The sequence below is a fragment of the Limnothrix sp. FACHB-406 genome, assembly GCF_014698235.1.
Taxonomy (GTDB): Bacteria; Cyanobacteriota; Cyanobacteriia; order CACIAM-69d; family CACIAM-69d; genus CACIAM-69d.
Map to the genome: position 1 here is coordinate 1 of NZ_JACJSP010000001.1, position 21,671 is coordinate 21,671.

General features: G+C 55.5%; 17 protein-coding genes and 1 pseudogene. 12 read left to right on the forward strand and 6 right to left on the reverse strand.

The annotated features are described in order from the left end of the window. Both H6G53_RS00005 and H6G53_RS00010 read right to left on the reverse strand, forming a co-directional pair. Positions 1 to 464, reverse strand: a pseudogene (locus H6G53_RS00005) (IS5 family transposase); the annotation flags it as partial. Between the two features lie 107 nt (positions 465 to 571). Next, positions 572 to 1,183: a nitroreductase family protein gene (locus H6G53_RS00010; protein ID WP_190530521.1), complete on the reverse strand. Its 612-nt coding sequence runs from the start codon at positions 1,181 to 1,183 to the stop codon at positions 572 to 574. A 200-nt stretch (positions 1,184 to 1,383) separates the two neighbouring features. On the opposite strand from H6G53_RS00010, the gene H6G53_RS00015 reads away from it, so the two are divergent. From H6G53_RS00015 to H6G53_RS00060, 10 genes are all read left to right on the forward strand, one after another. Next, complete coding sequence (locus tag H6G53_RS00015; RefSeq protein ID WP_190355342.1) at positions 1,384 to 1,851, forward strand: DUF4079 domain-containing protein; 468 nt, start codon at positions 1,384 to 1,386, stop codon at positions 1,849 to 1,851. Positions 1,852 to 1,898: 47 nt separating this feature from the next. Further along, on the forward strand, positions 1,899 to 4,256 hold the full coding sequence (locus H6G53_RS00020) for an S-layer homology domain-containing protein (RefSeq protein WP_347343104.1): 2,358 nt from the start codon (positions 1,899 to 1,901) through the stop codon (positions 4,254 to 4,256). 270 nt (positions 4,257 to 4,526) lie between these two features. Beyond that, a complete protein-coding gene (locus H6G53_RS00025) occupies positions 4,527 to 7,304 on the forward strand; it encodes an S-layer homology domain-containing protein (protein ID WP_190530522.1) in 2,778 nt (925 codons plus the stop codon). A 241-nt stretch (positions 7,305 to 7,545) separates the two neighbouring features. Beyond that, the gene (gene corA / locus H6G53_RS00030) at positions 7,546 to 8,748 is read left to right on the forward strand and encodes a magnesium/cobalt transporter CorA (RefSeq protein ID WP_190530523.1); all 1,203 of its coding nucleotides are present in this window, start codon (positions 7,546 to 7,548) and stop codon (positions 8,746 to 8,748) included. 333 nt (positions 8,749 to 9,081) lie between these two features. Then, entirely contained in the window at positions 9,082 to 11,634 is a 2,553-nt protein-coding gene (locus H6G53_RS00035) for a mannose-1-phosphate guanyltransferase (protein ID WP_190530524.1), read from the forward strand. A gap of 331 nt (positions 11,635 to 11,965) precedes the next feature. Further along, on the forward strand, positions 11,966 to 12,673 hold the full coding sequence (locus tag H6G53_RS00040) for a Crp/Fnr family transcriptional regulator (RefSeq protein WP_099535580.1): 708 nt from the start codon (positions 11,966 to 11,968) through the stop codon (positions 12,671 to 12,673). Then, complete coding sequence (locus H6G53_RS00045) at positions 12,667 to 13,932, forward strand: class I SAM-dependent methyltransferase (protein WP_242030765.1); 1,266 nt, start codon at positions 12,667 to 12,669, stop codon at positions 13,930 to 13,932. The genes H6G53_RS00040 and H6G53_RS00045 overlap by 7 nt, the downstream gene beginning before the upstream one ends. A 174-nt stretch (positions 13,933 to 14,106) precedes the next feature. Then, a complete protein-coding gene (locus H6G53_RS00050; protein WP_099535582.1) occupies positions 14,107 to 14,358 on the forward strand; it encodes a BolA family protein in 252 nt (83 codons plus the stop codon). Between the two features lie 246 nt (positions 14,359 to 14,604). Then, the gene (gene grxD / locus H6G53_RS00055; RefSeq protein ID WP_099535584.1) at positions 14,605 to 14,928 is read left to right on the forward strand and encodes a Grx4 family monothiol glutaredoxin; all 324 of its coding nucleotides are present in this window, start codon (positions 14,605 to 14,607) and stop codon (positions 14,926 to 14,928) included. 148 nt (positions 14,929 to 15,076) lie between these two features. Beyond that, positions 15,077 to 15,640: a glyoxalase-like domain protein gene (locus H6G53_RS00060; protein ID WP_199291570.1), complete on the forward strand. Its 564-nt coding sequence runs from the start codon at positions 15,077 to 15,079 to the stop codon at positions 15,638 to 15,640. A 92-nt stretch (positions 15,641 to 15,732) separates the two neighbouring features. On the opposite strand, the gene H6G53_RS00065 is transcribed toward H6G53_RS00060, so the two are convergent. The 3 genes from H6G53_RS00065 to H6G53_RS00075 form a co-directional block, all read right to left on the reverse strand. Continuing rightward, complete coding sequence (locus H6G53_RS00065) at positions 15,733 to 16,677, reverse strand: TIGR04168 family protein (RefSeq protein WP_190530525.1); 945 nt, start codon at positions 16,675 to 16,677, stop codon at positions 15,733 to 15,735. Between the two features lie 204 nt (positions 16,678 to 16,881). Then, the gene (locus H6G53_RS00070; protein WP_190527356.1) at positions 16,882 to 17,703 is read right to left on the reverse strand and encodes a SirB1 family protein; all 822 of its coding nucleotides are present in this window, start codon (positions 17,701 to 17,703) and stop codon (positions 16,882 to 16,884) included. A 90-nt stretch (positions 17,704 to 17,793) separates the two neighbouring features. Further along, complete coding sequence (locus tag H6G53_RS00075) at positions 17,794 to 18,588, reverse strand: pentapeptide repeat-containing protein (RefSeq protein ID WP_190530526.1); 795 nt, start codon at positions 18,586 to 18,588, stop codon at positions 17,794 to 17,796. 747 nt (positions 18,589 to 19,335) lie between these two features. Between H6G53_RS00075 and H6G53_RS00080 the strand changes: the two genes are divergently transcribed. Both H6G53_RS00080 and H6G53_RS00085 read left to right on the forward strand, forming a co-directional pair. Beyond that, the gene (locus tag H6G53_RS00080) at positions 19,336 to 19,611 is read left to right on the forward strand and encodes an HU family DNA-binding protein (protein WP_099535592.1); all 276 of its coding nucleotides are present in this window, start codon (positions 19,336 to 19,338) and stop codon (positions 19,609 to 19,611) included. Between the two features lie 306 nt (positions 19,612 to 19,917). Continuing rightward, the gene (locus H6G53_RS00085) at positions 19,918 to 20,676 is read left to right on the forward strand and encodes a WecB/TagA/CpsF family glycosyltransferase (protein ID WP_190355430.1); all 759 of its coding nucleotides are present in this window, start codon (positions 19,918 to 19,920) and stop codon (positions 20,674 to 20,676) included. 370 nt (positions 20,677 to 21,046) lie between these two features. Here H6G53_RS00085 and H6G53_RS00090 read toward each other — a convergent pair whose 3' ends face one another. After that, on the reverse strand, positions 21,047 to 21,637 hold the full coding sequence (locus H6G53_RS00090) for a hypothetical protein (protein WP_190527353.1): 591 nt from the start codon (positions 21,635 to 21,637) through the stop codon (positions 21,047 to 21,049). Positions 21,638 to 21,671 lie beyond the last annotated feature (34 nt).

A 21,671-nucleotide genomic window follows, 5' to 3' on the forward strand; every position in this document is an offset into this window, starting at 1 on the left:
CACCCCCATTAGGAACCCTTGCGAGTCAACGATAATGTGGCGTTTACGTCCCTTAACCTTTTTGCCACCATCGAAGCCGTAGACCACCCCCTTTTTTCCGTCGTTTTCACCGACTGAGAGTCACCGATACTGACACTAGATTGCTCTGAACGACCTAATTTGCTCCGCAGTTGCTCTCGCATCTGGTCATGCATTTGCTGCCAAATTCCTTTCCGTTGCCATTTCTGGAAGTAATGGTAGACCGTGCTGTAAGGGGGTAAATCGTGAGGCAGCATTTCCCACTGGCAGCCAGTGCGCTGGACGTAAAAGATGCCATTGAGGATTTCTCGGAAATCAACTTCTATCGGATGTCCAAAGCCTTTAGGAGCGGGCAGCAGCGGCTGGAGGAGCACCCACTCATCATCGCTCAAATCACTGGGATAGGCTTTGCGGGTAGGATTGGCAATGACCGGGAGACGACTCATGAGCTGGGTGATACTTCGGGTAGGTCTAGCCTAAAACCGAATTTAGAGCTGCCAAGTCGGCTTTAGCTTCTCTTTATGAATTAGCTCTAAGGATCAAATCTTCAACGTTAAGCACTGGGAAATTGGTTGCGAATCACCACCTCTGAAAGGGGCAATTGGCCACCCCGTCCCCGCGCCGGTTGCACGGCCTTGCCTACCGTAATCATCATGCCAATTAGATGGTCGGCCGGTAGCTGAATAATGTCAGCAACCGCCTGGGGATCAAAACCAATCATCGGACAGGTATCGTAGCCCATGGCTTTGGCAGCCAACATCAAGGTTTGGGCCGCAATCCCACAGGAACGCATGGCTTCATCCCGTTGCAGGGCCTCGCTTCCCTCATAGAACTGAATAATCATCGGCACCAGTTGTTGGCGAACCGCTTCGGGGGCATTTTGCCAATAGCGTTCCGGTTGCTGTTGCCAAGCGTTCAAATTTCCACACAACAACACCAACAGGGACGCATCGGTCACTTGGGCTTGATTCCAAGAGGCGGCCCGAATTTGTTGGCGCAATTCGGGATCGTCCACAATCACAAATCGCCAATTTTGAATATTGAACGATGTGGGCGACAGCAACACATGTTCCATTAGGGTCTGAATTTCCGATTCAGACATTTGATGATTGGGGTCGTAATGCTTGACGGCGCGACGTTGCTGAATAGCGGTCAGGGTATCCATGAGCTGTCCTGAATAGGGTGAATCGACTCAATTTAAGGGAAAACTGCGGGTCGCCAAGGCCATGGGCCGCCTCCTAGCGACTTTGGTTCAAGCTCAGGGTGGGGAAATCAAACCGGGGAACGAAACCGACGAAAATTTCTCCTCACCCTGCGTTAAGTTTAGTAACATTGCCCGCAACTGCGACGACTAGGAGAAACACCGTGAATCTGATTCCCGAAGACATTAAGCCCTATTTGAATTTGTTTCACCCGATTTTGATGTGGGTGTTGCTGGGTCTGACGGTTTATGCACTGTATTTGGGAGTCCAGGCCCGTCGGACTCGGACAGCGGAGGCGGAGGTGCGCAAGGAGTTGATTAAGGGGAAGTTTGCCAATCGCCACTACCAAATCGGTTCGTTGATTTTGGCGCTGATGGTGTTGGGGACGATCGGGGGGATGGCAGCGACCTATATCAATAACAACAAGCTGTTTGTGGGGCCGCACCTGTTGGCGGGCTTGGGGATGACGGGGCTGATTGCGGTGTCGGCGGCCCTTTCACCGTTGATGCAAAAGGGGCAAGATTGGGCCCGCTATGCCCACATTGGTTTGAATGTGGCCATTGTGGGACTGTTTGGCTGGCAGGCGGTTTCGGGAATGGATATTTTCCAGCGCATTTTGCAGAATTTCTAGGCGCAGGTTGCTGACCCAAAGCCTGATGGATCCTGTGTAGGCGGCCGGTGCGATCGCGCCGGTTTTTTTTGGGCCCCTGCTTCGGGGCCGATCGAGACCGGGTGGCCACCAATTTGGAGGCCGGCTCCCCCCTGCCCGTACGGGCGATCGCAACGTTACCATGGCCAAATTGGGCCCAAACTTGCGCCACCTGCGTTGAAGGGCGTTTAAGGGCGATCGCCTCGCCCGGGGCCGCAGCACCTTCATCCGTTGTTAATACAGCATCGATATCAACCATGCCACAGACGTTTTATGTGAACCCGACCAGCGGTAATGACAGCGCTGATGGATCCCAGGGTGCGCCGCTGAAGACCATTGCGGCGGCCCTGCGCAAAACCCAAGCGGGCGATCGGGTGCAACTGGCTGCGGGAACTTACAGCAGCACCAGCGGCGAAGAATTTCCGCTGACGGTTCCTTCGGGGGTGACCGTGGTGGGCAACGAAGGAACGAAGGGCGGCGGCATTTTGGTGCGGGGCAGTGGCCGCTATGTTAGCCCCACCTTTGCGGGTCAAAATGTCCTTTTTCTATTGACGGATGATGCCCACCTGCGGGGGGTGACGGCGACTAATCCGGAAACTCGGGGAACGGCGGCTTGGGTAGAGTCGGCTCGCCCCACGATCGCCAACAATACCTTTGTGAACTCCAACCGGGAAGGGGTGTTCGTCAGCGGTTCCAGTGTGCCCCTGGTGGAAGGGAACTTGTTTGAAACCAACTCCGGTAATGGCTTGTCGATCGACCGGAACTCTAGCGGCACAATTCGCGGCAACACCTTCCGAAATACGGGATTTGGGATTGCGGTGGGGGGCAACGCCAGCCCCACGATCAGCGGCAATGTGATTACAGGGAACCGTAGCGGTGTGGTGGCTTCCCAAACGGCCCGCCCCATTTTGCGCAACAACACGATCGAGAACAACCGAGATGACGGTCTGACGGTCATTAATCAGGCCCTGCCGGACTTGGGCAGCACTGGCCAACCGGGCAACAATGTGTTTCGGGCGAACGGTAAGTACGACATCCAAAACGCCACCACGAACACGATCGTGGCCGTTGGCAACCAGATTGGCACGGTGTTGGGATCCGTGTCCTCGTCCGGTTCGGTGTCGCCTTCGCCTACGCCCGTGCCAATTCCGTCGCCGGGCCCCTCACCGACCCCAACTCCCACGCCGGTTCCCGTACCCACGCCGGTTCCTGTGCCCACCCCGATCGACGATCTGAAGGGCCATTGGGCAGAGGCCTTCATTCGGGCTTTGATCAGCCAGGGGGTGGTGAAGGGGTTTGAGGATGGCTCTTTCCGGCCCAATAACAAGTTGACGCGGGCGGAATATGCGGCGCTGGTGGTGAAGGCGTTCGATCGCCCGCTGGTCAAACCTCCCATTGGTTTTAGTGATGTGCCAGCGGGTTTTTGGGCGATCGGGGCGATTGCTAAGGCCAGTCAAATGGGCTTCATTTCCGGTTTCCCAGATAACAGCTTCCGCCCGGGCCAGAACTTGACCCGCACCCAAGCCCTGTTGTCCATTACCAATGGTTTGGGCCTGTCGGGTGGATCGCTGAATCTGTTGGGGAATTTTGCCGATCGTGCGCAAATCCCCAGCTACGCCACCAACCCGATCGCGACGGCCACGGCCAATCGCCTGGTGGTGAATTATCCCCAACTGAACGCCCTGCGTCCCCTAGAAGACATTACCCGCGCTGAAGTGGCCGCTTTGATTTATCAAGCACGGGTGTTGCTGAACCAAGCGTCGGCCCTCACATCGCCCTACATCGTACAGCCCGATACCAAGCTGCCGGCCTTTACGGACACGCGCAACCACTGGGCAGAGCCGTTCATCGAGGCCTTGGCGAATCGGGGACTAATCGGGGGCTTCCCCGATGGATCCTTCCGTCCCGATGCCACCATGACCCGCGCCCAGTTTGCCAGCGCGATCGCCAAGGTCTTTAATCCACCGGCCGAGCGACCGGGCAAAACTTTTACGGACGTGAATTCCAACTTCTGGGGCAATGCGGCGATCCAGCAGGCCTACCGGGCGGGCTTTATGTCTGGCACGTCGGAAACCACCTTCAGCCCCGATGCCACGTTGCAAAAGGTGCAAATTGCCGTGGCCCTGGCCAGTGGCTTGGATTGGCCGGACGGCACGGAGGCGGATTTGGCGGCCTTGAGCGATCGAGAAGCGGTGGCCAAGTGGGCCCGGCCCAAGGTGGCGGCTGTTTTGAAGCGCAAGGCGTTGGTCAGTTACCCCAGTGCCAACACCTTTGCTCCCGAGCGGTTTGCAACGCGGGCGGAGGTGGCGGCCATGTTGTACCAGGCCCTGCGCGATCGGGATGGATCGTTAACGGCCATTAATTCTCCCTACGTTCTTTCGGCTTAGGCCGATCGGGGGGGATCGGGGATCGATCGGGAGCCGATCGGGGCTGGATGGGGAGTTGTGCGCGATCGCCCAACGTGATCGCCCAACGTGATTTGAGGCGTGATCAGCAAGGGCAATCGGCCGCAACCCACCCTCAACCAAGCATCCCAGATCCCCCCACCACGCCGCAGCACCCTGCGGAACAGCAATCTAGTTCAGCAATCCAGTCCAGCAATCCAGTCCAGCAATCCAGTCCAGCAATCCAGCAAAGCAACGTCGGTGAATCCTGCCATGACTCGGGACTATGACCTGATTGGTTACGGTGATGAAGTGCCAGGGGTTCTGGCCCTGGTGGCGGCGGCCCGGGAATATCGGGCCCGATCGGGCGGTCAACCACTCAAAACCCTGCTGCTCACGGCCGGCGACACCAGCTATGGCGTGGGCGGCCACCTAATCCGAGGACAACTGTGTTACCTAGACCGCACCCACCTCTCCCCTAAGCTTCGGGAACAATACGGCATGGGTCTTTATGGCGATCCCGCCAGCCTATATCAGGAGTTCTTGCAGCGATCGGGCGTGGTGGAAGTGGGCCTCGATTGGCGCAAGGGCGATCGGGCCCTGCGGGAAATGCTGTTGGAAGCGGGCGTGGATATTGTTGACCAGGCAAAAATCAGCCGCGTTCAAAAAACGGGCGATCAGCTCCTGTCCATCACCACCGACGATGGCGACACCTTCCAAGCCAAGCAATTCATCGATTCCACCGTGAATGCGGGCCTCCTGCAAAGGGCCCAGGGCCTGACCGTCCGAGGCTTTGGCACGTTGGGGCTACCCGATTCGGCCCTGCCCGTTTCGCTGGTTTTCGAGACCCAGGGCCTCACCGTAGACTTCCTGCGCCGGGCCGAGGCAGGTTGGATCCAACGATTCTGTAATCCCAAGGATACCGAAGCTCAAAAATATCTCTCGATCGCGGCCGGCGGCGATCCCAAGCGCGTGCAGTGGTTCATCTCCCGAATGCAAGATAGTGCCGGCCGACCGATGACCATGGTGGTTGGCCCCGACTACATCGATGTGCGCTGCCATGTCCTCTCGGTGCTCTATCACGCCTATCGCGGAACCGCCTGGAATTTGGAGCAAACCAAATTCATTCTCGACTCACCGAACATTGCCGTGCTGCCAGGCGGGCGCATGTCCTGGAACGCACTGCTTTGTTTTGTGACCGCCAACGAAGCGGAAGCCTTGGCCCAAAATGCCGGACTGCCCACCGCCCGGATGCAGCAGGAGGTGGAGCATGTGAGTCGGTGGCTCAAGAGCTTTGGGCAACAAATCGCCGTGACCCCGGCCCATGAGCTGTACATTCGCTATGCCGGCAGCATGGTCGATCCCATTCACCCCTTTTCTGGGGCCCAAATGCTGGCGGGCGGTTTGCCCACCCGTGAGGCCCTAGGCACGTTCTGCTACAAATTCGATGTGCGGGGCGGCATTCCTGGCCTGGGCAAAAAAGCGCTGGCTAAAAATCACAAGAGTTTGCAATTTTTGGCGGAGCCAGTGCCGGTGTTTAACTACGGCATTCGCCACGCCATTTCTAAATCCGTGCCCAATGTGGCGGTGGTGAGTCCGGCTTCTGGTTATTTCGGCATTGCTCCGGCGGCCGGGCGGATTGTGGAGTTGAATGCGGGCGTGGGCCAAGGTTTGGGGATTGCGGCGGCGATCGCCATTCAAGGGGGGCGCAACTTGGCCGATGTGACCAACGTGGAGGTCAATCAAATTCTGAAAACGCGGGGTCAGTTGCCAACCATCTACGGGATTGGGCAGGCCCTCTCCCAAAAGTTTGCGGACTTTGAAAAGGACATGTTTCCTAATCCGTTGCCGATCCCGCGACCCGACCCGATCGATGATGTGTCCGAGCACTGGGCGAAAGACTTCATTCAGATCCTGCGCGATCGCAAAGTCATGGGGGGCTATGAAGACGGCTCTTTTCGCCCCAACAACACCATCAGCCGGGCGGAGTTTTCGGCGGTATTGGGTCGGGCATTTGATTTACCCCTGCGGAGGGCGGAGCGATCGTTTGTGGATGTGCCCAGCAACCATTGGGCCCATGGGGCGGTGCAAAAGGCCTGGCGGATGGGATTCTTAACGGGCTATCAGGGCGATCGCTTCTTGCCCAATGCGGAAATTCGGCGCGGCGATGCCATGACCGCTCTGGTGAATGGTTTGGGGTTACCGGCGGGCGATCTGAAACTGCTGGGGCTGTACCAAGACCGGGCCACCATTCCTCCCTATGCAACGGGGGCGATCGCCACGGCCACAGAGCGGCGCATGGTGGTGAACTATCCCCAAAAACGCCAGATTCGATCCCAAGATCCCCTCACTCGGGGAGAGTTGGCGACCCTGATTCACCAGGCCCTGGCGGCGCGGGGAACCGTTCCGCCGCTAAATTCCGAGCATATTGTGCAGCCGATCGACCCCAGCACCTTGCCCCTGTTTGCCGATTTGGAGGGACATTGGGCCCGGCATTTTGTGGAAGCCTTCGCGATCGAGGGTTGGATCAGCGGCTACAAAGACGGCACTTTTCGCCCCAATGACCCCATGACGCGGGCCCAATTTGCCGTGCTGGTAACTGCCGCCATCAAACCCCTAGCCCGGCGACCTGCCAAGGCGTTTCGGGATGTGCCCCGAGGTCACTGGGCCGATCGCGCCATTGAGCAGGCCTATGCGGCCGAGTTTCTTTCGGGCATGGGAGCCGATCAATTTCAGCCCGATGGCCCCCTCAAGCGGCTGCAAGTGGCCGTGGCCTTGGTGAGCGGGTTGCGGTGGGCCGATGAAGCCGTGGCGGTGCTCAATAGCTTGAGCGATCGTGCGGCGATTCCCGCTTGGGCCCAACCCAAGGTGGCCACCGCCCTGCGTCGCCGGTTGTTGGTGAACTATCCCGATCCCCAGCGGCTCGATCCCGATCGCACCGCAACCCGGGCGGAAGTTGTCGTCATGCTTTACCAAGCCCTGGTCGCCAGCGGCCGGCTCAAACCCCTGAACTCCGACATGATCAGCCAACCGGCTCCCCTGCCCACTTGAGATCCCATCAGACGATCAAGGACGGTGATCGAGGGCGCTTGTTTAGGGCGATCGCTAATGATTTCGTCCAAACCATCGCAGGCAAGAAAATTTAGCCTCTTGTCTTCAGGATTTCAACCCAAGATTGCCCCAAGATCGCCCCAAAATTGCCCCAAGATCGCCCCAAGATTGCCATTAATCCCCCCTTGGCAATTGGGGTGATTTTGGCAACATGGGGGTGCAAACCCGATCAAAATCCCCCATGCCTTTCCAAGCCATTCCTCGTCGCCTCAAACTCTGGCGTGGTCAGCGGCGCTCCAAGCTGTTTGGCATTCCTGCGCAAATCGTGCAGCCCGCCGTTTTTCCCTGGACCCAGGACGGATCCGAAGACTTTTTTGCCGAAGAACCCGGCAGTACCCCGGGGACATTGCGGATTGACCCCGATGCCGCCCCGTCGGAGCTAATCGCCATTGATTACAGTCGCACTCACTGGGAGCGGCAACTTTTGGCTGCCCCCACTGACTGTGAACCCCTGCTCGATTCCGGATCGGTCACTTGGTTGGATGTGCAAGGGCTGGGTTCCGAGGAGGTGTTGCGCCAGTTGGGGCAAGTGTTTCGCCTCCATGCCCTCACCTTGGAAGATATTGCCAATGTGCCCCAACGGCCCAAGGTGGAATTTGAGGACGATCGCATCTTGGTGTTGGTGCATATGTTGTCGCCCAGGGGCAAAGGTGGCGGTTATTTCACAGAACAAGTCAGCCTTTTGTTGGGCAGCAATTATGTTGTGACCGTGCAAGAAGAATCGGAGCACGATGCCCTAGAACCCGTGCGAGAACGCTTGCGAACCGATCGCGGAATTATTCGGCGGATGGGATCGGATTATTTGCTATGTGCCCTTTTGGATGCGATCGTGGATGGGTGCTATCCCGCCATGGATTATTACGCCCAGGAAATTGAACGATTGGAATGCGCCATTTTGTTTGAACCCGATCGCAAATTAATGCGCGAAATTTATATGATTGAGCGCGATTTGTTAACCCTACGGCGGTGGATGGCTCCCCAAACCCACGCGATCGCCCTGTTGATGCGCGAACAACATCCCCTAATCAGCCCAGACGTGCGGGCTTATTTGCAAGAGTGTTATGAACATGCCACGGATATTTTGGATGTGGTCACGCTCTATCAAGAATTGACTGTGAACCTGATGAATTTATACATGTCCGCTGTCAGCAACCGCATGAATGAAATCATGAAGGTGTTAACAATTGTTTCGGCAATTTTTATTCCCCTCACCTTTTTGGCGGGGATCTATGGCATGAATTTCAATACCGAAACTTCGCCTTGGAATATGCCAGAATTGAATTGGCGCTATGGCTATCTTGTCTGTTGGTTGGTGATGATTGTCACTGCCTGTGGATTGGTGCTGTATTTTTGGCGAAGAGGCTGGTTCAAGAATTCTTTTTAGGAAACTGGTGGGTGCTGTTGATTGTGGCCGCTGATGGTGGCCGCTCGGGCCATGGGCAGTTGGGCAATGGGAAAATCGGGGTTCAGTGGGTTAAGGGTGATCTGGATCGAGAGCGATCTGGATCGAAGATTAACCCCACCATTGCGAAGCACGATCGAGCGGCTCAGGGATCGAAGAACCGGGCCATAATGAAACTGAACCGGTTTAAGTCTCAGCCGATCGGGCAGTAGCCGCACTTCGTGCAATTAAGCCCAAAACTTCTTGCTGCGGGCCCCTATTTCGGCATAAATCGCGATTGATCTGGATTTTGCAATCACCGATCGGGAGGTGGCTATGCGCGCAGTGTTAATGGCTGGTGGTTCTGGAACGCGCCTGCGCCCATTGACCTGTGACTTACCCAAGCCAATGGTTCCCATTTTGAACCGCCCGATCGCTGAGCATATTATTAACCTGCTCAAGCGCCACGGCATTTTTGAAATTATCGCCACCCTGCACTATTTACCCGATATTTTTCGGGACTATTTTCAAGATGGGTCAGATTTTGGTGTGCGTTTAAGCTATGCCGTTGAGGAAGATCAACCCCTTGGCACGGCCGGTTCAGTGAAGAACGTGGAAGAGTGGCTGAGCGGCACGTTTTTGGTCATTAGCGGCGACAGCATCACGGATTTTAATTTACAAGCAGCGATCGACTTCCATCGCCAAAAGCAATCGAAAGCGACCCTAGTGTTGACAAGGGTTCCCAACCCCATTGAGTTTGGGGCCGTGATTGTGGACTCGGATCAGCGAATCGTTCGTTTTTTGGAAAAACCATCGGCCAGCGAAATTTTTTCAGACACAATTAACACGGGAATTTATATTCTAGAACCGGAAGTTTTGCGCCATCTAGAACGTAATCAGGAAGCGGACTTTTCCACAGATTTATTTCCCCTGCTGCTGGCCGAAGGAGAACCCATTTATGGCTATATCGCCGAGGGCTATTGGTGCGATGTGGGGCATTTGGACACCTATCGCGAAGCCCACTATGCAGCCCTCCACGGCAAGGTCAAACTGGATTTCGCCTATCAAATGATTTCGCCGGGTTTGTGGGTGGGCGAAAATACCGCGATCGACGATCGCGCCAAAATTGTGCCCCCCGTTTTGATTGGTCACAACTGCCGAATTGGCCCCCGTGCCACGATCGAGTCCGGCACGGTCATTGGCGATAACGTCACGATCGGCACCGAAGCGGATCTCAAGCGCCCCATCATTTGGAACGGGGCAATTATTGGCGAAGAAGCCCACCTCTACGCCTGCACGATCGCCCGAGGGGTGCGAATCGATCGCCGGGCCCGGGTGTTTGAAGGCGTGGCGATCGGTTCCCTGTCCATGGTGGGCGAAGAGTCCCAAATCAACAGCCTGGTGCGTGTTTGGCCCAGCAAACACATTGAATCGGGAGCCATCCTCAATTTGGATTTAATTTGGGGCCAAACCGCCCACCGCAACCTGTTTGGTCAGCGCGGCGTAGCTGGCTTAGCCAACATTGACATCACGCCAGAATTTGCCGTCAAACTGGGAGCCGCCTATGGTTCCACCCTGCAACCGGGCGCACAGGTGACCGTTTCGCGCGACCAACGCAGCATCTCGCGGATGGTGACGCGATCGTTCATTTCCGGCCTGATGTCCGTGGGAGTCAATGTCCAAAACCTGGAGGCCACACCGATTCCCGTAGCTCGCAGTGTTGTGCCCACCTTGGGAGTGGTGGGCGGTGTGCATGTGCGCATTGATCCCGATCGACCCGATCGCGCCGCCATTGAATTTTTTGACGACAAGGGCATTAACCTCTCCAAAGGCAAAGAGAAAAAAATCGAAGGAGCCTATTTCAAAGAAGATTTGCGCCGGGTGCAAATTGACGAAATTGGCGATGTTTTTTACCCCAGCCAAACCCTTGAAATCTACCGCAGTTGCTTTGAAAAACACCTCAACCTAGAGGCCATTCGCTATAGCAACGCCAAGGTGGTGGTGGACTATGCCTATTCCGTATCCGGTGCTATTTTGCCCCAACTGCTGAGTAAGTTTGGTTGCGAAGCGGTGGTGCTAAATGCCAGCTTGACCCAAATGGTGGCCGATGCCGATGGCCGAGAAGCCCTGTTGGTGCAACTCGGCCGCGTGGTGGAAGCGATTTCCGCCACCTTTGGGGCCCAAATTTTGGCCAATGGGGAACAGTTAATTTTGGCCGATGAAGCCGGTGGCCTGATTCGGGGGGAGGCGCTGACGGCATTGATGGTGGAGGCCGTGTTGGCGGCCCATCCCCGATCGTCCGTGGCGGTTCCCGTGCGGGCTTCGGGCGTGATCGAACAAATTGCCCGCCGCCACGATGGCCGCGTCATTCGCACCAAATGTAATCCCACCGCCCTGATGGAAACCTGCCGTGCTTATCCCAACGTTGTGCTGGGCGGCAGTGGGGATATGGGTTTCATTTTTCCAGAATTGCACCCGGGTTTTGATGCCATGTTCTGTGTTGCCAAACTCATCGAATTATTGGCAATTCAAGAGCGCACCTTAGCGGATTTGCGAGCCGATAGTTTGCCCCGCATCTATCACAAATACTTCACGGTGCGCTGTCCCTGGACGGTGAAGGGAGCCTTGATGCGCCACTTGGTTGAATCCCACTCGCCCAGCACCTTGGAAATGATTGATGGGATCAAAGTCCACGATCGCGCGCGGGACAGTTGGATCCTGGTGCTGCCCGATGCCAGTGAACCCCTGGTGCATTTAATTGCTGATAGCCCCAGTCGAGAATGGGTGGAGCTGACCCTGCGGGACTATCGCCAATTGGTGCAGGAATTCATTGCACGCGATCGGGGAATTGAAGAAATTGTGGAGTTTGAAAACCGCGTTTTGGCCTAACGCATTTTGACCTAGCGCATTTCATCTGAAGAAAGGGTAATCATCGCTTTGAGGCTAGATGTTGCCTTGGCTAGGGAGTCGTGAATTAGGTCGTGAATTAGGTCGTAGTCAATAATACTCACCCTGATAGCTGGATCTTGGCTGAAATCTTGATTCAGACCTTGGCCGCGGCCAGCCCTCCGCAGCCCCTGCCACAACCCAAGTAACAATTAATACAAACAAATCACTGGAATTGGGATTCCACCCAGAAACCGGTAGCATTCCGTAGCATTCAGTCGCCACCAAACTCGGCACAATCGAGTATTCTGTGAATGACTCTCGCGATCACCCCATGGAAGACCGTCCCACCTCCCGTGACACCCATGCGGACATTGAGCGGCTCATCGAATCGGCTCCGTTTTTCCGGGCGCTGCCGCGTGATGCCGTTGAGTTAGCCACTGCCCACGTTGTCACCCGCACCCACCCATCGAACCAAGTCATTCTGCTGGAAAATGACTGGGGCGGTTCGGTGTACTTCATCTTGGAAGGCTGGGTCAAAATCCGCACCTACAACCTGGAAGGCAAGGAAGTGACCCTGAATATTCTGGGTCGCGGTGAAATTTTTGGCGAAATGGCGGCCCTCGATGAAGTGCCCCGATCGACCGATGCCATTACCTTGGCCCCCACCACCATTGGCAGCATTCCCGCCCAAGACTTTATTACCCTTGTGGAAACGGAACCCCAGGCGGGCATCAAGTTGGCCCAACTGATGGGGCGGCGGTTGCGCCAGGTGAACCGGCGGTTGCGATTGCGGGAATCCGACAGCGTATCGCGGGTGGCCGATATTTTGATGTTTTTGGCGGAGGGTCAGGGCCGCAGCAGCGATCGGGGCGTGGAGATTCCCAACTTGCCCCATCGCGAACTGAGCAGCCTTAGTGGCCTGGCCCGCGAAACCGTGACCCGGGTGCTGACCAAGTTGGAAAAAAAGAGCTTGATTGAACGGGATGGGGATGTGCTGCGAATCCCCAGTTTGAACGCTTTGGAGCGAACCATTTGCTAGGTTGGTCGCGCCACGGGGCCCCAGGCCCAGCCGGAACCGCGGCCGGAGATCCGCCCCCGATCGCCCCGGCCATGGCCCAGACCTTGCACGATCGCCTGGCTGCCGCCGGGGGACAAATCACCTTTGCCGACTACATGGCCCTGGTGTTGTATGACCCCCAGGTGGGCTACTACGCGGGATCGGGCGATCGGGTTGGCATTGGCCCCCAGGGCGATTTTGTCACCTCGCCCCACCTCTGCCCCGATTTTGCGGAACTGTTGGCCGATCAGGTGGCCGAATGTTGGGCAAGGCTGGGTTGTCCGTCTGCCTTTGACCTGGTGGAAATGGGAGCCGGCCAAGGGGTGATGGCGGCGGATTTGCTCACCCATTTGCGAACGGCCCATCCAGACTGTTGGGCCGCCACCACCTATCGAATTGTGGAAATTTCGCCGGCCCTCAGGGCTGTGCAGCGATCGCGCTTGGCGGCCTGTCCAGCGGCGGGCGATCGGGTCGTTTGGGTCACCTGGGAGGCGATCGCCCCCAACTCGATCACCGGCTGTTTTGTGTCCAATGAATTGGTGGATGCGTTCCCTGTTCATCGGGTGATTTGGCAAGGGGGGCAGCTCCAAGAATGTTACGTCACCGCCTCCGAAGGACACCTGAGCGATTGCGTGGGGCCCCTGTCCACGGAGCGGCTAGCCACCTATTTCCAGACCCTCAACATTGACTTTGCTCAGGGTGCTTATCCCGAGGGCTATTGCACAGAGGTGAACTTGGCCGCATTGGACTGGTTGGCAACCTTGGCCGATCGACTGCGATCGGGCTACCTGCTCACCATTGACTATGGCTACGATGCGCAGCGGTTTTACCACCCCAGCCGATCGGGCGGCACGCTACAGTGCTACACCCGCCACGCCCACCACAACGATCCCTACTGGTTGCCGGGCCAGCAGGACTTGACGGCCCACGTGGACTTCAGCGCCCTGCAACATTGGGGCGAACAACAGGGCCTGCAAACCCTAGGATTCACACGCCAAAGTTTGTTTTTAATGGCCCTTGGCTTGGGCGATCGACTAATGGCCCTCAGTCAGGGCGGGGCGATCGCCCAAGCGATCAATTTTCAGCAAATCTTGCACCGTCGAGATGTGTTGCACCGCCTCATCGATCCCACGGGTCTCGGCAACTTTGGAGTTCTGATTCAGGCCAAGAACCTCCCACCGGGGGCGATCGATTCTCCCCTCAAAGGCCTGCAAGAACCCATGGGTCTGGGCTTTATGTAGGGTTTGTGTAGGGGGAATCTCCAGCCCGATCGCCCGGTTCCAGCACCGCTTGTCCAGTGGCCGACTACAATGCCGACTACAATCAAGAATGCCGTCCTTTTGGGGCGGGGTTATCAGATCCCGTAATTTTCTAACGAAAAACGGATTCAATCTTTATCCCTTTGAACAGCAACCATGGTCACGCCCGATCGCATCACAACTGCCATCAAGGCCAACCTGCCCGACGCAGAAATTCAGCTTGCGGGTGACGGCGACCACTACGAGGCGATCGTTGTCTCTGCGGCCTTCGCGGGCAAAAGCCGTGTCCAGCAACACCAACTGGTCTATGGCGCGCTGAATGAAGATCTCCGCAGCGGGGCGCTTCATGCCCTCGCCCTCAAGACCTTTACCCCCGAAAGCTGGGCCGCACAACAAGCCACCGTTTAGGGGGTCTCAGCCGGGGCAAAACATCAGCAGTTCCTGAGAATGAGGAACCTCTAGAAACCCAAAGTTTCTGGAAACTGGCCAAGTGAAGATGCAGAAAGCGTCAAAAAAAGGCAAAAATTAGCCAAAATTGGCCAGGATGAATCCTTAGCTGTTTCACCCTAATCACCAAGGCAAGGAGCCGCAGTTCCTTGTTTTGTTCTAACTTTGTTCTAACCACGTCCACTATTACGATCGCAGATAGCCACCATGACCCCTGAAACGAAACAACGCATCGAAAGCTTGGTGCAGAACAACAAAGTGATGCTGTTTATGAAGGGCACAAAATTGATGCCCATGTGCGGCTTTTCGAACACTGTGGTGCAAATTTTGAATGCGGTGGGTGTGCCCTTCGAGTCTTTGAATGTTCTGGATGAGCCAGACATTCGGGAAGGCATCAAGGAGTTTTCCAACTGGCAGACTATCCCGCAACTTTACATCGATGGCAACTTCATCGGTGGTGCTGATATTGCCGTTGAACTGTTCAACAGCGGCGAGCTGCAACAACTGTTGGAAGTCGCGATTGCTTCTTAATTGCTTCTTAGATGAAGCCTAAAAAACACCTTGAAGCCATTGCCTTTTGGTCATTTTGGGGCAAGGGGCTTAAGCCCCTTGTCTTCGTTATACGCCCCTTGTCTTTGTTAATTGATTAGGCAACTCACCCATTCCCATTCCTAACTCCATGACCCTCCATCCCCTGATGTTTGCCATTTTTGGCCTGTCGTTGGATACGATTTTCTCTACCCAAGGCATCATGGTGCTGCTGTTGATGGCCTATGGGGGAGCCATGTGGATGTTTCTGTCCAGCGCGCCCAAAGTTCACACCATCATGGTGTCGGATTTGGAAATTGCCCGACAGTTCTATGAGGGAGATTTGGAATTGGCGGTGGCTGATGTGCCCTTGCAGTATTACTACAACTACGAACAAACCCTTGGGGCCACCACGATCGACCCGCTTTATATGGCCCCCAGCACCTTTGCGCGCGTTGCCAATCCGGCTCCTGTGCCCGATGGTTTGTGGTACCAACTCAAGAAAAATGTGCAGCTCCATGTAATTGCTGGAGCCAGTTTGGGCGATCGTAACCACCAACGCCACGTTTGTTTCGATCGCGACTGTCTAGAGCAAATTCTGTTGCGAATTCAGGTGCGGGGAATTCGGCACAAAATTCGCCAGGAGTTACCGCTCAATTTCTTGGTCAAGGATTGGTCGGGTCGCACCTTGGAATTAACCGAAGCGGGCCAGTAGCCATCAAGGGCGATTAATCAACCTTGATCAGTCAACATTGATCAATATTGATCAATCAACCTTAAGGAACGATCAACATTGATCAATCAACCTCAAGGAACCGGAATGAGCGGTGTTGATGGATGCTGAAGTGCGGGGGGCTGCCCCAGCCAAGCCTCAGCAGCATCGATCGCCCCGGTGCGATTGACCCAAACGGAAGCGGCCCGGGTCACCTGCCCGCCCAGCAATTCCACCCACACAAAATGGTGGAGCCGTCCCCGATCGTGTTCTCGAATTCGGGGAACCACCGCCGCATTCACATACACCGTTCCTTGGGCATCGTTGGCTGTGGCCTGCCGCAAGCGATCTTTGCGGTGGCGCAGGTGGTGGTGCATGTGGCCAAAGGTGACCAAAGCCACCTGTTGATGGCGCTGTTGGGCAATGCGGATCGCTTGGCGCAGGTCAGGATCGCCAAAATCGCCACCGAGCGGTTGCCAGTCGCGCCCGCAAATCGACTCCGGTTGATCCCCCAGCCCATAGGGGCCGTTATGTCCCAGAAAAATGAGGGTGGGTTGAGTGGCGCGGGCCGCCGCTTGGGCAATTCGATCGGCCGAATCCATCATGCCCGTCACGGCAAAGCGATCGCGGTAAAACTCCCCATAGCTCCAGTTTGGGCCGCCCCAGCTAAAGGGCCGCCCCCCAATCACACTCAACCCCAACTCCGGCCAATCCAGGCAACCGTAGCCCACATGGGCCGCCCCCAACAGATCCAGTTGCGCTTGCACCCGATCTTCGCGGCTGCGATCGTAGGGACATTTTTTGCGGCCCCAAGGAGTGGCGCTATACCAGGAATCATGGTTGCCCAGAATCACCGCTTTGGGCAAAGGCAACGCCGCGATCGCCCGGGTAATTTCCACCGCTTCGTTGCCAAAGTCACCCACAAACAACGCCGCATCCACACCTAGGCCTTGAAGCGCATGGGCATCGTCAACCGTCCACTGGTCATGGACATCGCCAATGATGGCGAGATGGATTGGGCGAGGGGCAACGGCGGTCATGGTGATTTTTAGAGATGCGATTTTAGAGATGCGATTTCGTTAAAGCGTAGTTAAGGCGTTCAGGAAGTTCAAGCATTCCAAATGCGATTGGTTCCAGATGCAATTGAGCGATGAAGTTAAAAAATGAAATTCTAGAGATACCTTTGAAAACTAATTAAAACCAATTATCGAAACCAATTGAAGCCAATTAAAGGCAAAATTGAATTAAAAGTCCGAAAGACGATCCAATAAGGCAGCGATCGGGGCCCGATCGAACGCTTGTGGTTTTGCTTCCAAATAGGCTTGCAAATCAGCTCGGGCTTCGGTAAATCGCTCCAATTGGTAATACAACAGTCCCCGATCGCGCCGCTCCTGAATCGCATCGGGAAAAATCAACAGAATTTGCTCAATCACTCGGGCTGCACGGATCGGATCCTGCCGACTGATGTAGATTGCCTTGAGGTTGGTCAGCATTCTCACCAGGAAACGATGCGGATCCACCGGTTCCAAAAATTGCGGCTTGAGGGCGACCGGTTGCCCATAGATGCTACTGAGGCGATCAGCACAATCTTGTGGAAACAGAATTTCGCCCTGGGCAAAGGCATCGACAAAAATCCCCGCCTCTTCAAAGTCGGGGCGGATGATAAAGTGGCCTGGCATTCCAATGCCCACCATGGGGAAATTCAGTCGCTTAGCAATTTCTAAATAGACTAATGAAAGGGTGATGGGAATGCCCAAACGGCGATCCAACACTTCATTAAAAAAGCTATTTCGAGGATCGTAATAATCCGATTGATTGCCGCTAAATTCTAATTCCGTGAAGAGGTATTGATTAATCGCCCGAATCACCCGCATGGGAACCCGATCGCCCGCCAGTCGATCGCCCACCACCGCCGCCATCTGATCTAGTTGGTTTAAATAGGATTCCACCACCAGCCCCGGATAGTCTTCCTGGGCAAGATAGAGGGCTGCTCGGGCTAGGTCAATTTGCTCGATCGGTCGTCGAACCTCTTGCAAAAAAGCCTGTCGAGCTTGGGAAAATTCCATCGTGGCGATCGTCGCTAAAGGGCAGAGTTGAGAATTTGCAAAATTGAAAATCTAAGGCCAGCAGAACCCGAAACAGGCAAAGCCCAGAAATCAAAATAATAACGGAATTAGAAAAGAACCAACACCGCGCACAAAGTTCAGCACCGAAATTCCCACTCCGTTGCCTTCCGACTGCTCACGGCCGCCCTTTTTGACATAGCGCTCCAATTCATCGGAAAACTTTTCCGCCAATGCCTGCTGCTCGGGATTGTTGGCCTGGGCAAAGAGCTGGGCCGCCACTCGCCCATCCCCGATCGCCCCGCCATAGTCCGCCATGTGCGATCGCGCCACGGCTCGGTTTAGGTAAGCCTCGGCAAATTGCGGATCCTGGGCGATCGCCTGATTGTAGTGATTAATGGCCCCGGCGAAGTTGCGTCGATCAGCCTCATACACGCCCCAGTTGAAACGATCGCGCGGCGTGGCCACCTCGATCGGCAACCCCACAGCCCCAATCACCAGGGCTTGGGTCATGGTGGCCCCGCTGAGATCGGCCCCAAAGAAAACCGCCTCCCGCAAATCCGTGCTCACCAAATTGGCATTGGTCAACTGAGCATTGATCAACGTGGCTCCAAACAGGGTGGCGCTCTGCAAATTTGCGCCGCTCAAGTTGGCCTGGCTGAGGTTGGCACGGCTCAGATTTGCACCCCGCAGGTCAGACCCCATCAGGTTTGCGCCGCTCAAGTTGGCATAAACCAGGCTGGCCCCCGTCAAATCGCATTGCACACATTGCCGCGTGAGCAACAGTGTTTGGACATGCTCTGGATTGGCCCCATAGCTCGCAGGACTGGCCAGCACCGTCAGTCCCAATGCCCAGCCCAGCCCAACCAGCCCACGCCCAGCTTCCATAACGGCTTCCTCCCGGTTCTTGTGCCGACACCCTATCTTAGAAGATGTTTCAAACGTCCGAATTGATCGTCATTGATCGTTCAAGCTGATCGATCAGCCGATCAGTCCAGCCCATCAGCCAGATTGGTCGGTTCGGTCGATGAACCCTTGCCCTATTGGCTTCAACTGAAGACCGAGAAAATCCGGGTAGGGGCGTACGGCCGTACGCCCCTACAGGGTTAACGGATTTCAATCAACGTTGATTGGGTTGATTTTGCACAGGCTCACCGTTAGTTTGAAGCACCTGCCCTTGCCCGGGCCCCAAAAACTAGCAAAGATCTGATCTCCCCCCTAGTCAGCTCAAGTTCAGCTCAGTTGAGGCAGCTCATCGCAGTTGGCGAGCCTGAATCAGTGGTGCTGATTGGGTTGAATTGCTCAGACTGAATTTCCAGGATTTTGCCGCGCCGTCTTCATTTCAGCCCGTGCCCCTCGGACTCAGAACCATTGCAACAGGGCAGAAATTGAGGAGATTGATCTCAGCATTGACCCGAGATCGAAGCCGGTTTTTGCTCGATGACAAGCTGTTAGAAACTGAAAAAAAACTTCAGATAGCTACAAATTGTCAGTTCCTATGGTCACATCCCGAGAGTTTATGGATAGAATATGCGATTGAAACCGCTATTCGGTAGGGGTTTCAGCCACTCATTCTACTGATTGCCGACCCGGAAACTGGGTTGGCTCCCCTTTGCATTCAGGAGATTTCGAATTATGAATAAAGGCGAGCTGATTGATAAGGTGGCCGAAAAGGCGAATGTCACCAAAAAGCAGGCCGATCAAGTGCTGACCGCAGCGCTCGACTCGATCGTGGAAGCGGTTTCGTCAGGCGAAAAGGTGACTCTGGTGGGGTTTGGCTCGTTTGAGCGCCGTGAGCGGAAGTCCCGCGAAGGCCGCAACCCCAAAACCGGCCAAAAGATGGAAATTCCGGCCACCTGTGTTCCCGCCTTTTCTGCCGGTAAGTTGTTCAAGGAAAAGGTTGCGCCTTAGGCAGTCCCCTAAGCGCCCTTTCAGGTCTCTGTGGTTGCCATGGCCGACTGGTGTTTGAGGGTCGGTCATGGAATTTGTTTTACCAGCGCTCAACAATCTGCATGGCAAAGCAGCGAGCTGCCCTTGAGCCGATCGAGTGGGCCGATCGAACCAGGCCCGTGAGTTGCAAGTGAATTAGTGACGGTTTGGGATTAATCGCCCTGGCGGGATGAATCAACGGAAAAGCATCGGTTGTAGACTAAATCCCGACTGCCCGACCCATCATTTTGCAAATTTGCCATGCACGCTTCCATGGATGCTTCCCCGATCGCCCCGCGCCCGTTGAAGGCTACGGTGCTTCAGTTGCCGGTTCATCTGCTGGATGACTACACCCAGTGGTTGTTGGATCGGCGACAGGAGGGAGGCGCGCAGGTGGTGACCCTCAATGCGGAAATGGCGATCGAGGGGGAACGAAACGCCCGGTTGGGGGAAACGATTCGCCAAGCCGATTTGTGCATTCCCGATGGGGCCGGCGTGGCCCTATACCTGAAGCTGCGGGGCTATCGCCAAGTACGCCGGGTTCCGGGCATTGAGTTAGCAGAATCGGTGCTGACGGCCTTTGGTCGATCGCCCAATGCCTACGGAACCGTTTGGTGCTATGGCGGTCAACCGGGTGTTGCTCAGGCGGCGGCCCAAGCCTGGGAAAAACGGGCCCCCGGCATTCAATTTTCAGGGATTTATCACGGCTTTTTGAGCGAAGACGAGCGATCGACCATGGTGCAGGCCATGCGAGAAGCTCAACCGGGTCTGATTTTGGTGGCGCTGGGTGTTCCTCGCCAGGAATATTGGATTGCGGAACACCGCCACCTTTGTCCCAATGCCATTTGGATTGGTGTTGGGGGCAGTTTTGATATTTGGTCGGGCACGAAGGAGCGCGCGCCCGCCTGGTTTTGCGAAAACAATCTGGAATGGCTCTATCGGCTCTATCAAGAACCTTGGCGCTGGCGGCGAATGCTGGCTTTGCCGAAGTTTGCTTGGCGGGCGCTGCTGGAAACGCTACGCCCCCAGCGCTCCAGTTCTCGTTAAGGCGTTGATCAATAGACCTCTTGCATTAATCAAGACCCTCACCCTAAATCCCTCTCCCAAGTCGGGAGAGGGACTTGATCACCCGCCACGAGATCGCCGTAACCCAGCAGTTCTGGCTCCCCTTCGCCCACCTTGGGAGAAGGGGTTGGGGGATGAGGGCAACGAGCTGATTCGTGCAAGAGGTCTAATGAAACTTTGATCAAATGAGACTTTGACCAATTGGTTCCTGATCGATACAGCCTTTACCTAAAAATAATTGGCACGCCATATCACGGATGCCATGAAGCAGTGGTTTGGTGGGCAGTGCCCACCCCACGGGCTGATCGATAAGACTCTGATCAATTAGTAATTCCTGATCAATCAATTCCCTCTAAAACATGCCTTCAGGAACGGGAATGTTGCCATTGTTGTAGTCTTCCCAAACTCGGAACAGGAACATTCGCCGATCGCGGGCAGTGTTGCCATAATTTTCTAGTTCCGATCGAAACAGTTTGCGAAGTGTGGGATTTTGCGCCAGACTCAGCAGTTCCTGAAGCTCGGTTTCAGAAAACTGGCTATCGAGACGACGGCTGTAAGTGAGGGCGACGGTTTTCCAGCCGGCCCGCTCCTTGAGCACATCATTCAACCAGTTAATGAATTTCAGGGACTGGTTGGGCGAAACGGCTAAATCTACAGCATTTCCCAAATATTGATCGTAGCGTTCAGCAACTCCCAATTCTTGCAAAACAGCGGTGATTAGTTGCCGTTTTGTCATGGGCTGTTCAGGCAAGGCCGGCGTGGTTTGCGCAAGCCGATCGCCAGGATTTTCGCTGATCAAATTCACGGTGTTTTGAGGGGTGATCGGCTCTGTGGCATTGGCTGGTTGCAAATGGGCGATCGCCATGGCAATGCAAAGACCGGCGGCCGCAAGGGCGATCGATTGCCAAAAATTAATCCAACGAGCTTGCTTGAGATGGGTCATACCAGTGACTAAAAAAGGGGGAAAAAGGGGTTGA